At 32.8% G+C, this 14,074-nt stretch carries 7 protein-coding genes and 1 pseudogene; 6 read left to right on the top strand and 2 right to left on the bottom strand.

Annotation, left to right across the window (positions count from 1 at the left end):
* Window positions 1-64: 64 nt before the first annotated feature.
* The 5 genes and pseudogenes from pbp4 (at window position 65) to BJ095_RS01740 (ending at window position 9,770) form a co-directional block, all read left to right on the top strand.
* Entirely contained in the window at window positions 65-2,062 is a 1,998-nt protein-coding gene (gene pbp4, locus BJ095_RS01760; RefSeq protein WP_107935952.1) for a penicillin-binding protein PBP4(5), read from the top strand.
* A 152-nt stretch (window positions 2,063-2,214) separates the two neighbouring features.
* Window positions 2,215-2,733 (top strand): RNA polymerase sigma factor, encoded by a 519-nt coding sequence (locus BJ095_RS01755; RefSeq protein WP_268968840.1) that lies wholly within the window; start codon window positions 2,215-2,217, stop codon window positions 2,731-2,733.
* Window positions 2,726-3,607, top strand: coding sequence for an RsiV family protein (locus BJ095_RS01750; protein WP_107935950.1), 882 nt, complete (start codon window positions 2,726-2,728; stop codon window positions 3,605-3,607). The genes BJ095_RS01755 and BJ095_RS01750 overlap by 8 nt, the downstream gene beginning before the upstream one ends.
* A 483-nt stretch (window positions 3,608-4,090) precedes the next feature.
* A pseudogene (locus BJ095_RS01745) lies at window positions 4,091-4,663 on the top strand (toprim domain-containing protein); the annotation flags it as partial.
* 175 nt (window positions 4,664-4,838) lie between these two features.
* Complete coding sequence (locus BJ095_RS01740) at window positions 4,839-9,770, top strand: ATP-binding protein (protein ID WP_107935948.1); 4,932 nt, start codon at window positions 4,839-4,841, stop codon at window positions 9,768-9,770.
* A gap of 121 nt (window positions 9,771-9,891) precedes the next feature.
* Here the strand turns inward: BJ095_RS01740 and BJ095_RS01735 are convergent, their stop codons facing one another.
* Both BJ095_RS01735 and BJ095_RS01730 read right to left on the bottom strand, forming a co-directional pair.
* Entirely contained in the window at window positions 9,892-12,081 is a 2,190-nt protein-coding gene (locus BJ095_RS01735; protein WP_107935945.1) for a DNA topoisomerase III, read from the bottom strand.
* Between the two features lie 71 nt (window positions 12,082-12,152).
* Window positions 12,153-12,374, bottom strand: a complete 222-nt coding sequence (locus tag BJ095_RS01730) for a helix-turn-helix domain-containing protein (protein ID WP_107935943.1) — start codon at window positions 12,372-12,374, stop codon at window positions 12,153-12,155.
* A gap of 119 nt (window positions 12,375-12,493) precedes the next feature.
* Between BJ095_RS01730 and BJ095_RS01725 the strand changes: the two genes are divergently transcribed.
* Window positions 12,494-13,621: a hypothetical protein gene (locus tag BJ095_RS01725; RefSeq protein WP_107935940.1), complete on the top strand. Its 1,128-nt coding sequence runs from the start codon at window positions 12,494-12,496 to the stop codon at window positions 13,619-13,621.
* Window positions 13,622-14,074 lie beyond the last annotated feature (453 nt).

Raw genomic sequence — 14,074 nt, 5'->3', positions numbered from 1 at the left:
TATGGCCATACTGATCTATACTATTAATACATAATAAGGGAAACTGGAAAAGGGGGAGGTTCATATGAAGAAAAAAACGATAATAATAATTGCTGCTGTTGCGGTTTTGTTGGTAGCTGTGGGTTCGGTATTTGGCTTTCAGCAATGGAATGAAGCGAAAATCCAAGAAAGAAAAGAATTGGCTGCAAAGGAATGGGTCACAGCGTTAAAGGAGCAGGGCTTTGATAAAATTGCGGAGCTTGTGACTGCAGAATCCTTAGAAAAAGCTGGCTATACAAAGGAATCCATCGTAGAGAAATACAAGGCTATTTTCGGTGGTATTGGCGTTTCTAATATGGAGATTGACTATGAAATCGATGAAGAAGACACATTGGAATATATCGCTACCTTTGATACGGTTTTAGGAACGATATCAGATATCCATTATAAAACGAAGCTGGTTGAAAGTGGCGAGGAATATAAAGTGAGCTGGACTGCAGAGCTAATTTTCCCTAGCATGCTTTCAGACGATAAAATTCGCTATACAGTAGATGAAGCAAGTCGAGGCGAAATCGTGGATCGAAATGGTACAGAATTAGCATTGAATACAATTACTTATCAGGCTGGGGTAGTTCCAAAGGATTTAGGTGAAGGGGAAGCAAGAACAACCAAGCTTGACAATATTGCAAAGCAGCTCGGGATTACAGTTGAATTTATCGAAGGGCAATTGGGACAGGGCTGGGTACAGGACGAGCATTTTGTTCCTTTAAAAACATTGCCTTACGGAGCAGACACACCAAAAATTGAGGGTGTTCAGTATCAGCAAGTAGGCACTCGCGCTTACCCATTACGTGAGGCTGCTGCTCATTTAACGGGCTATGTTGGTGAAGTGAATGCAGAGGATATCGAGAAGGATCCAACCTTACAAGCTGGAGATGTGATTGGTCGTACTGGATTAGAGCTTGCCTTTGAGAAGGAATTACGCGGACAAAATGGTGGAGAAATCTATATAGAAACAGCAAATGGGGATAGAAGAGCGACCATTCAAAAGATTGAAAAGCAGGACGGAAAAACAATCGAAGTAACCATTGATGCAAACCTACAGCAAACCGCTTTTGATGCACTCGAAAACGCGGCAGGTTCTACTGTTGTAATGGAGCCTAAAACAGGAAATTTACTTGCTCTCGTAAGTAAACCATCGTATAACCCAAATCAATTTGTTGTAGGAATTTCACAAAGTCAGTATGATGCCTACAGTAATGATGAAGATAAACCCTTCATTAGCCGAATTACGACGCGTTACGCACCAGGTTCAACCTTCAAGCCGATTACTGCTGCCATTGGACTCGAATCGGGCGCTACAACTGTAGATGAGGTCCATCAGATCGCAGGCTTACAATGGCAAAAGGACGATACTTGGGGGAATTATCGAATTTCACGGGTGTCAGAAACGGCAAGTGTAAATTTAAGAACGGCTCTAGTAAAGTCCGATAATATTTATTTCGCCCAGGAAGCTTTAGAAATGGGAGAGGAGACTTTCACAGAGGGCTTAAATAAGCTTACCTTTGGAGAAAATTATGGCTTACCATTAACGATGGAGCCAGCCCAAATTTCAAATGATGAAACGTTCGGTTCAGAGATTTTATTGGCAGATACGTCTTATGGGCAGGGGCAGTTATTAATGTCACCGATACAAATGGCGACAACTTTTTCGCTTCTTGCTAATGAAGGCGTACTAACATATCCAAAGCTTATAACCGATTCAGAAACTAAAACCAAGGAAGTATTTAAAAAAGAAACTATCGATACGCTTAAACCGATGTTAGTAGAAGTGGTTACTTCGACTGAAGGGACAGCACATGACCTAAATGGTGTAGGCGATATTGCTGCTAAAACAGGAACAGCTGAGTTAAAGAAAGCTCAAGGAGAACGTGGAGTAGAAAATAGCTTGGTTACTGTTTTTGATGCGAATGATTCAGGATACTTAGCCGTTTCCGTTGTGGAAGACCATCGTAAGGTTGGAAAAACAGCAACAGAGCTAATTAAACCAGTTATACAGTATCTTGAACTGTTAACTCAATAAAAGAACGCAAAATGGCTGTTCAAAGTCTAGTAGAGGACTTTTGAACAGCCATTTTAAATATTTATTTTAGACTTCAAACTTTTTTACATATCTGACGCGTCTATTTTATGAATAACGCGCGTTATTACCGAAGAATTAAGGAGAGTTGTTTGGTGTTAAAAAGGGAGCCTACGTGGGAACAAAAAATCGCAGAGTATGTTATGGAGAACAAAGAGAATTTTTACCGGCTTGCTTATAGCTATGTCCAAAATCAGGAAGATGCACTTGATATTGTCCAAGACTCAATACAAAAAGCAATGCTATCTAAAACCCTGAAAGACGATAAAGCGATAAAGAGTTGGTTTTATAAAATCATTGTCAATACATCTTTAGATTTTCTGCGCAAAAGAAAAAAGCTAACGGTCGTTGATGACACAACCCTTCAGCTACACTCACAAGGGGTTAGTGATTATTATGAAGATATTGATTTACACCGAGCCATAAATGAACTGTCTCCGGATTATCGAAGTGTCATTGTTCTTAGATATTTTGAGGATTTGAAAATAGAGGAAGTAGCAGAAATCCTCGAGCTAAATATTAGTACGATTAAAACGAGAATTTATAAAGGCTTGAAATTATTAAGAATTCAAATGGAAGACCTTAATTTTGAGGAGGCAAAACAAAATGGATAATAACAAAATGGATAAATTAGTAGAGCAATATAAGGATATCCCGATTCCTCAGGAGCTAGATGAGATAGTAGAAAAGGCTTTGATTGTAAACAAAAAGCCTAGGAGAACAACAACGAAATGGATAGCGGGAGTAGCGGCGGCAACTGTTATTTTCACAACAAGTGTAAACTTGAGTCCAGCCTTAGCTAAGTCGTTAGAGGGTGTGCCAGTAATCGGTAGTGTTGTTGACGTAATTACAATAAAAGAATACAAGGTTGATGAAGGAAACTATCAAGCAGATATCGCTGTTCCGGCAGTTCAAGAGTTAGAAAATAAAACTTTGGAGCAAATGATGAATGCAAAGTATTTAGAGGAAGGGCAGCAGCTTTACACAAAATTTATGAGTGAAATGGAGCAGCAGCAGGCCTTTAACGAAGATGGTCATCTAAGCGTTACTAGCGGCTACGAGATCAAAGTTGATACCGATCAATTATTGTCAGTAGGTCGTTTTATTGAGGAAACTGCAGGCTCTTCGATGACAACGATTCACTACGATACAATCGATAAGCAAAATGAGATGCTAATTACGTTACCAAGTCTATTTAAAGACAATAGCTATATTGAAGTAATTAATAGCAATCTAATCGAACAAATGGAACAGCAAATGAACGACGATCCATCTAAAATGTATTTTATCGATTCGCCTGACGCACCAGTATCTGATGGGTTCAAAACAATTGCTGAACATCAAAACTTCTATATAAATGCCGATCATAAATTAGTAATTGCATTTAACGAATTCGATGTCGCACCAGGTTATATGGGAACAGTCGAGTTTATCATACCAACCGAAGCCATTCAAAGCATTCTTGTGAGTGATGAGTATATTAAATAAATGAGTGTGGCCCGAAATCCCATTGTGGATTTCGGGCTTTTTGAATATGGTGTGGGGAGTGCGGGTGATGGGAGTTGTGATTCATAAGTGGGATGAAGTGCATGAGGGGAGAGGATATGGAGTGGGATGAAGTTCATAGAGTAGATGAACTGCATGAGGGGATTGAAATTGGAGTGTGGTGCAGTTCATCGGGAGGATGAAGTGCATGAGGAGAGTGGATTTGGAGTGAGATGCAGTTCATAGGTGGGATGAACTGCATAAGTGGATTGAATTTGGAGTGGGATGCATTTCATCGGGTGGATGAACTGCATAAGGGGATCAGATTTTCCAAGAACTGCACTTCATAACTCAGATGAACTGCATCCAATAACCTCATTTCGCAAAAACGGCATTCGCAATGTCCCAGAGCCCAATAAAATGATGAACCTAATCGCTATATGCTATAGTAAACAAAGGGATTTGAATGAAAGGATGTTTTTAAAAATGGCAAAAAGTTTGGTTCTCGCCGAAAAACCATCAGTAGCACGTGATATAGCACGTGTATTGAAGTGTGATAAAAAAGGAAATGGCTTTTTAGAGGGCTCTCAATATATTGTGACCTGGGCTTTAGGGCATCTGGTAACACTTGCTGATCCAGAAAGCTATGATGTGAAATATAAAACATGGAATTTAGAAGATTTACCGATGCTTCCGGACCGTTTAAAGCTAACGGTCATTAAACAATCTGGTAAGCAATTTAATACAGTAAAATCACAACTAAACAGAGCGGATGTCAACGAAATTATTATTGCTACAGATGCTGGTCGTGAAGGGGAGCTTGTTGCTCGATGGATTATCGATAAAGCAAAAGTGAAGAAGCCGGTTAAACGACTTTGGATTTCCTCTGTAACGGACAAGGCTATTAAGGACGGCTTCCAAAATCTAAAGCCGGGTAAGCAATATGAAAATCTCTACCATGCTGCGGTGGCCCGTTCAGAAGCAGACTGGTATATCGGGTTAAATGCAACGCGTGCATTAACAACACGTTTTAATGCACAGCTAAATTGTGGGCGTGTTATGTTGTATCCTGTCAATAGTATGGGTGAAATTTGTTAATCTAGATTCTATCTAGGTTGTATGAATTTCGCCCATTTTTTGTTGGGAAAATATAGAGTGTTGGAAGAAAATTATGGATATTATATTAATTATATTTATAATTAAAAGTAATAATTTGTAAAATGGGGTGAAAGATTTGCAATCTGAAGTATTAGTATTAGAAAATTTAACAATTGATGAACCATTAACATTACCAAGAGAAATTAAAAATGAATTTAAACGAGACAGTGTTATTAATAGTATCAAATCTAATTTAAATGAAAAAAACAAAATGGTTGTTCTACTCGGTGACAAATTTACAGGAAAAACTACAATACTTAAGCAATTCTATCAAGAGTATAACTTTCATACTGCAGTCTATTTTGTTCAAGGTGATAGATATAAAGACAGAATTGATTTCATATTTAGCGATATCTGTAAACAATTATTAAGAATGTGTTCTCTAAAAGTACGAAATAAAATAGATATGCAAGATTTAGACGATTTAAATACTGAACGAATATTAGATGTATTCTCGAAGATTTATCACGATTTATGTTCGCAGGCAAAAAGAGACAAAAAGATTTTTTATATTATATTTGACGGGCTTGATAAACTCCAAGAAGATGTAGCAAACGAGATATTAAACTTATTACCCCCTGGAGATTCTAACGGAGTATTTTTAATTTTAAGCATAAATTCTAAATCTAATTTAGAGATAAATTATGATTATATTCCACTTAATGTATTTAACTTTTCTCTAGCTGAAACCCAATACATTTTACAAGAAAATGTATACGATACAAAACTTATAGGTGATATTCATAAGTTTTGTAATGGCCTACCAGCATATATAAATGATTTGAGCATTAAAATCAGTGAAGATCCAGATTTAGTCCATAGCGAGTTTTTCACCTCCCTGCCAGAAAATTATTCTAAATACATAGAAAGTCTTTGGTCTCAATTACTAAATAAAGGAGATAATTTCGAGATAGATGTTCTTTCAGTATTACTTTATGCACCTGAAAAAATTAATTTAAATGAATGTGCGCATGCTTTTAATGTGGAGCCTTATGAAATTTTAAATGCTATAAAAAATAATGAATTTATTAGAAATAAAAGCGATGAGATTTTTATTCCTCAAATATATACAGATTTTCTAAAAACAAAACTTTCTCATAGAAAGACTTATGCAACACAATTTCTAATTAAACTCTATGAAAATCAAAGTTTAACTGATTCTAAAACAGTTACCTTTTTATCGGAATTATATGTGGAAAATAATAACTACTCTAAACTTAGAGAGTTGATGTCATTAAAAACTATCAACTTAAACTTAGAACAATTAAATGAAACAATAACTATAAGGAAAAATTTGGACCTACTTTCAAAGATGAGCTTTTATGAAGAAGATTGGGCAACTTATCAAAAATCAATACTAACAGGAGGAATATTACTAGAAATTAAGCAAACACCCCCAGCTTTAGAAAGTGAAATTAAAATATTATGTACTTTAAGGAAGTTTGAAGAAGCAATTAAACTAACTTACATGTGTTCATTAGAAGATGATCGTGCTTTTTTACTTTCCATTATTTGTAGAGCTTTAGCTAAGAACGGTGAATCAATACCATTATCTATTACTGAAGATATTAACAACTTTGTAGATAAAACTAGTATCTCTTCTGATTTAAGTGAAGAGTTAATAGATAAACTAGTAATAATTAGTACTAATATATTTTCTGCTGACATGCAATTAGCCCTTGATATGATAAGGAAAATAGTGGAGAAAAGTTCTGTTGATATCTCAAAAGAAAAATTAATGGACTATATGTTATTAAAACTATTTTTAAAATTAGGTGATGAAAGTGCTGAAAATAGTGGCATAGAGGAAATTACAGCATCTATTGATGATAGTGAATTAAAAGACATTATTAATGTAGCAACTACTACAAATGTTGAGGATTTTTCAATTGTTTTAGAAAAACTAGATTTAATAAATGATCCTTCTGCTAAAATGTTTTATTTAATTAATTGGTGTATTAATCATGAAACACATAAGCAATTATTTGATGCAGTAGAATACACATTGGAAATCTTCACAAATAACGTAGATCATTCTCTTACTTTAAGAGATTTAAGATTTCTTGTAGAAACATTAGAAAAAAGAAGTGACTATGAGAAGATTAATGAATTAATTATTAAAATAGAAAAAGTTAAAGAAAGTTTAAACTTCGGACTAAAGAAAGAATATATTAAACTAGAATTAGCTATTGCTAAGCTGGAGTCTAGTATTAATCCAGAATTAGGACAAAATAGATTTTTAGACTTATTAATATTTATCGATTCAATAAATGAATTGGATATTAAATGTTTAGGTCTTATTTATTTAATTCAAGATGTAAAGACTATCATGAAAGAAGATTATGAGGATTACTATGATGAAGTGAAGCAAAAATTTAATAGTCAGTTTAACAAACTTTTACTGGAATCGGCGGATCATTATGCAGTTTCACAAGATATATTTTTCGAACTAGCAAAAGTAGAATTTGAATTAGCTATGATTTTCTTTAATAAAATAAATACAGAAAAGAACAGATTTAGAATTTTCCAACAAATATTGAAAGCAAGAATAGAAACAACCCAGTTTTCTATTGACTTAATCCCTTTAACATTCAGATTGTTTAGTGATAAAGGTTATAAAGATTATTTAATATTTAGGTTAGTACATCTCTTAGCAGATAACAATTATTTACTAAACGGACAAGAATTGTTGAGATTAAAATCTTCGATAATGCAAATTAAATCACTTCAATCCAAAATTATTTCATATTCATTTTTATTTAAACTCTCATATGAGATTAACGATATTTCGATAGACATCTACGATAGAATTAAACAACACCTAGCTGATCTTGGACTCTACGAGAATAAAAAGAAAATTGCATACTATACTATCCAAAATATCAGTAAAAAAGATTCTGACCTAGCTAATGAAATCTATAACTTAATAAAAAATGAAGAACAGCAAAGGTCTTTATTAGATGACCGATTGGATACTATACATGTACATTTAATTTCTTTATTAATAAAAATGTTACCAGAGGTTAAAAAGAACAGTGAATTTCAATTTTATATTAAAACAATCTGTTCAAATGTCGCTCGTTGTAATTCAATTCTTAAACAAGTAAGTTTATATAATGAACTTGGATTAAAACTAATTGAAATTAATCACAATCATTATCTTGATGACTTTATTTCAAAATATATCGAGATATTTAATATATCTGAAGATAATTTTTCAATTTTAAGCGAGATTTTAAAGGATAGTGGAACCTTACTATATTTAAAAAATGAAAATTATTACTTTGAGTTACTTGAGAAGTTGGATTATAGAGAAATTAAAGAAAACTGTATATTAAATACTATTACTTATCTAGCCACGCAAAAACCTGTTGGAGAATTAATTGATCTAGAAAACTTAGGGCTTATTTTTAATCTTGAAAGAGCTAAAAGAATAGTTAACTTGATAAAGTTATTAAAAGTTGATGCTAATGTAAGCGTAGCATTAAAAATATTTGTACAAGTATTAGAAAATTCTATAGTAAGAAGAGAATATTCAATTAGAGAAATAGAAGCATTGAATTTCTATAAGGATATTTTGCGGTATTTAGATGAAATACTTCCTGACTCAATAAATATTCAACACGAAGGTTATATAATATTAAGTAAATCTTTGTTTAGTAAATTCAGAGTATTAAAAAATTCAACTGTAACTCGAGGTCTACCTTCTCCGGAAGAACTATACGAAAATGCTAAGAGTATCATTAACATTTCTGATAGGATATTTGTATACTGCTATATTGCTAATTATACTTTCAAAGAAAATCTACAACTAGCTGAGAGCATATTAGATAATGCTCAAGAGGAATTGGTAAAAATATCGAATTATGTAGATAAAATTGAACGCTCAGAATTAATTGCAGATAGCTATTTAAAGATAGGGAACAAAAATGCAGCACAACATATTATTAACAAAATCTTTGATATGATTAAAATTCAAAACTCAAATAATATTAATTCTAGTAACAACTTTGACAATATTATTGAGTTAGCTTATCAAATCAATCCTGAATTTGCTCAGAGTCTAAGTAAAAATTTAGATTCACCTCACGAGACTATTGAAGTAAAGAGAACTTTACAAGCAATGAATTACTTTACTACACCATCGAAAATTAAAGAGTCATCTAAGAAAATTTCTAAGAATGCTTTAAAATCTTTTTATGTAAAAACATTGAAAGCCCTTAATGCTGGAAGAGGACATATACAAACCGAACATCTAGTGATGGAAACAATCGGTAAAATGGGTATTTTAGATTTAGAACTAGTTTTTTTAGGACTAGATTGGTATATAGAAAATTCAACAAGAAGTACTACAATGCATTCCAAAACTTCTGCTCTAAACAATCAGTTTTATCTTGTCCAAGAAGTTATAGACTTTATATTTGGTTTAGATACTTTTGTGATTAAAAACAGTGATTCAAATCCGACTGTTAGGAAGTTATACTCTCTTTTCAATAATGATTTTAGTGATAATTTTGTTCCTGGAGAAGGACAAAAAGCAAAAAGTTATATAATTAATTGGATAAATGAATATGCTAGGGAATCTTTGATGATTTATGACCCATATTTCTCGTACAATGAAATGGATATGTTCTTACAAATCCACTTAAAGGAGAATATAACAGTCATTTGCTCCCACACTGAAATTGATAGGGTTTCTCTTAAACAAATGTATAAAGATGCATGGACAAATATTAGTGATCAATCTCCACCATTTATTAATTTTGCTATTCTTACATCGAAGGATGGTGTTACACCCATGCATGATAGATACATTATAGGGGATAGAATCGGATTACAATTAACAACTTCTTTTAATGGATTGAATAAAAAGGATTATAAAATATCCGAATTAACTGAGGAGGAAGTAAACGATATTAAAAATAATGTGATTTTTAGAACTTTAAATGCTCCTCCAAAAATCCATAATAATTTACCTATTAGTACACATAGATTTTATCTAGAGTAGATTAAATAAAAAAGGTTATAAGAGTACTGGAAGGATACAGGCTGTATAAAAATATCCAAACTTAGAGCTGTATAAAAGACAAACAAGAACCAACAGATTAATTCTGTTGGTTCTTCCATTCTTAATCATCCAATTTAATGCCTTTTAATAATTCTGCAAACGCATTATTAATTGGTTCAGCCTCTTTTTCTTGTTGTTTCATATACTTCTGTACACTACGTTTATCTATTTTACCGCCACCTTCTTTTTTGCGACGTGCTTCAAAAGCAGATAGCTTCTCGCGATACCCGCATTTACATACGAAGATTTGGCCATCACCTTCGCCACGGAGCTCTAGTTTTTTCTTACATTGTGGGCAGCGAGCATTTGTCAAACGTGCGACGTTTTTACGATGACCACATTCACGGTCCTGACACACGAGCATTTTTCCTTTTTTTCCGTTTACTTCAAGCATTGGTTTGCCACAATCAGGGCACGTCTTTGTTGAAATGTTATCGTGCTTAAATTTCTTATCACTATTTTTAATATCTGTAACAATATTCTTCGTATGTTGCTTCATCTCATTAATAAATACTTCTTTTTTCAGTTTACCTTTAGCGATTAGCTCTAATTTCTGTTCCCACTCGGCTGTTGTAATGGGGGATTTCAATTCATTTGGTACCAAATCTAAAAGCTGACGCCCTTTGGAAGTGATATGAATATCCTTACCACGTTTTTCGATCAAGAATGAGTTAAATAATTTATCGATGATATCTGCACGTGTTGCAACCGTACCAAGTCCACCAGTCGATTTTAATGTATCTGAAAGCTGTTTATTTTGCGTATCCATGTACTTTGTAGGGTTTTCCATTGCTGTTAACAAAGTCGCCTCTGTAAAGCGTGCAGGTGGCTTTGTTTGACCAGACGTTTGAACGATTAAATTCGTTTGTAATATTTGACCCTTTTCAAGACGAGGAAGTAGTTGATCTTTCACATCATCATTTGACTCATCATCATCAAAACTATTCGAATAAACTTCTTTCCATCCTAGATTCAATACTGTTTTACCATGTGCCACAAATTTTTCATTACCGATATTTGCCCGTACAGTTAATTGCTCAAACTCATGAGGAGGGAAGAGAACTGCTAAGAAACGCTTTACAACTAAATCATAAATTTTTCGCTCTTTATCGGTAAAGTTAGCAAAGTTTACATATTCCTCAGTCGGAATAATGGCATGGTGATCACTTACCTTACTGTCATCTACAAACGATTTAGAGGTCTTAATTTGCTTCGTTAACACTTTATTCGCCAATGAACGGTATTCGCCTATACCACATGCTCTTAAACGCTCTGGAAGGGTGCTGACGATGTCAGAAGATAAATATCTTGAATCTGTACGAGGATATGTTAACACTTTGTGTGATTCGTAAAGTTTTTGCATTATATTTAAAGTTTCTTTAGCCGAGTAGCCAAACATCTTATTGGCATCTCGTTGCAATTCTGTCAAGTCGTATAGTCCTGGTGCAAAAGATTTCTTCGGTTTACGTTCGATATCGATGACCTTTGCATCCTGTTTACCTAATACGTTAACAATCTTATCAATTTTTTCTTTATTAAAGCTACGTGAATTTCCATTTGAATCCTGCCATGTAAGCTTTAGTTCTTTTGTTTGAGCTTCAATACCATAATACATTTGAGGTTTGAAGTGCTTAATTTCATCTTCCCGTGCTGCGACCATGGCTACAACAGGAGTTTGAACACGACCTGTATTTAATTGTGCATTATACTTTGTAGATAGGGCACGACTAGAATTCAAACCCAAAAACCAATCTGCCTCACTACGTGCAACCGCTGCTTGGTATAGGTTTTCATACGCTTTACCAGGTTTTAAGCTTTTGAAGCCATCTTTAATAGCTTTATCAGTAACCGATGAAATCCATAAACGTTTAATTGGCTTATTCACTTTCGCACGCTCGATAATCCAACGTGCTACGAGTTCACCTTCACGACCTGCATCTGTTGCGATAATGATTTCATTCACATCATTACGTGTCAGCTGAGATTTTACAGCGTTATATTGCTTACTTGTTTGTTTTATAGTTGTTAACTTTAAACGCTCCGGTAGCATCGGTAAATCTTCTAAGTTCCATTTTTTATATTTTTCGTCATAACTCTCTGGGTCAGCGAGTGTAACTAAATGACCCAATGCCCATGTTACGATATATTTGTCGCCTTCTAAAAATCCATTTCCCTTTTTATGACACTTCAGTACGTTTGCAATATCGCGTGCTACTGAAGGTTTTTCGGCGAGTACTAAACTTTTTGCCATAGATTAAACATCCTCTCATAATACATGTTTTTAATATAGCATAAGAAAAAAGTTTATTCAGTTTTGTTTCTTTATAATAATGCTTCTATTTCTTTAACAAGTTTATTAGGTTCAATACTTAATGTGTCGGCGATTGTAAACAACGTTGTAATAGTAGGTTGTCTTTGTCCTCGTTCAAGCATTCCAATATATGTACGGTCTAGATTACACTGTAAAGCTAACTGTTCTTGTGATAAGTTTGCTAATTTTCGATATTTTTTCAATACGACTCCAAACGCATCTGTTACATTCATCTTAATCACCTCTAGTCTTATTAACTAAGAGGTGATAACTTCTTTCGACAGACTATAGTCATCTTAAGTGAAAAATGTTAATATTTGATTAAAAGTATTAAAAATTTAAGGTGATAACAATGATAACAACCAAACAATTATTTGAGATTTTAAAGGTTCTTAAAATAAAAAATAAAAATATGTCCCATTTATCACAAAAAGAGTTAAAAGAGTTGATAATTAAATATTACGATTCAAACCTCAAAATATTAGATATTAAAAGGGCGTACGATATAACAAAAATCGTTGGAAAATTTAATAAAGAACTTCCTGAATTAATATCAACTATTTCATGTACTAATTGTGAAATACCTTATACCGTTATTTGGGAAAGTCGAACAAATCATCAAGGTCATGTGCTTAACTGTCCAAAATGTAAAAATAAACGATACTCATTAATTGATGAAAAATTAGATATAAGTATGCTAGCTAAACAAGAACTACAGAACGATATTATTGGAGAAGAGAAGAATCCTTTGACATTAAGAGATTTTGTGGCTTTGTCTGCGATTTTGAAATTATGTTTTGATTACCAAAGAATGAGGATATATAATTTAGAGTTCTTTATTGAGAAGATTTTTCCTAATAAAGGTTACGGAGAATTTATTATAAATGAATTGAAAATGAAGGGAATTTTAATAAAAGATGATGAAAGAGGAGACTCATATAACAATGAACAGAGTTATATATTATCATCGGTTTTCAGTCCTAAATATGATTATGAATCTTCACTTTACAGTTTATTAAATTATTCAAAGTTTTTAGTGGAACAAAAGGATTTTCATGTATTTGAAAAGATGAGTTTATGGCATGAATTAGCTTTGCAAGAAGTATTTCAATATTATTTTTTTAGTCTAAAAAAGATTGGATATAAAGCCTATATTACAACAACTAATCATTCTACTTTTAAATATTTATTGAGGCAGTTTTCTATTGCTCAAATTTGGGGAATTATATCAAAAGCAATTTCATTTACTGGTGAAAGATTAAAAGATAAGGTAACCTTTGAAAAGTTTGATGAAAAAATATGTATTAATTGTGAGCAATTTGCAAATCGTGCTATTACCCAAAATTGGGAATTAGCTAATTATAATAGACCTTATGAGATGCCTATAAGTGTAATGAGTAATATATTTTTCAATGATATAATTCAAGTTAGTAATAATAATGGGTTCAATAAAAAGTTAAATATTGAATTTCTAAAATAGATATTTTTGCTGAATTTTTATTATATATCTTCTCAAAAACGGCCTAGTTACAAGCCGTTTTTTCTTTGCTTCTACATATTGCTACCAATGTAATCAAAAGAAGAAGGAGTTGCTCATAAGGAAATTATATTAAAATGAAAGGGTACCACAAGCTGCATGTGCAACCAATAGTACCCTTAATGATATTCGTAAAACTGCATATTCAGTCAATAAAATATCACTTATTTATTATATATTAAAAAAGCGTACAGCAATAATTAAATTACTAACTAAATCCCTAAATACATGTAGTTTTATAAAGAAGATTAATCATTTAGAACAAAGTTTATAAAGTGCTGTGTATTTAGAGTTTTGGTTATTCAATGTAGTGTAGTGCTTTAATTTAAAAATTTTTAATTGGATACAGAGTAAAATCCCTGCTTTCAATATAAAAGTAGGGATTTTTGGCGTTTT

It is taken from the genome of Ureibacillus chungkukjangi (genome assembly GCF_003217295.1).
Classification (GTDB): domain Bacteria; phylum Bacillota; class Bacilli; order Bacillales_A; family Planococcaceae; genus Ureibacillus; species Ureibacillus chungkukjangi.
The sequence above is the reverse complement of the archived record's forward strand: the minus strand, read 5'-3'. Positions and strand labels throughout refer to the sequence as shown.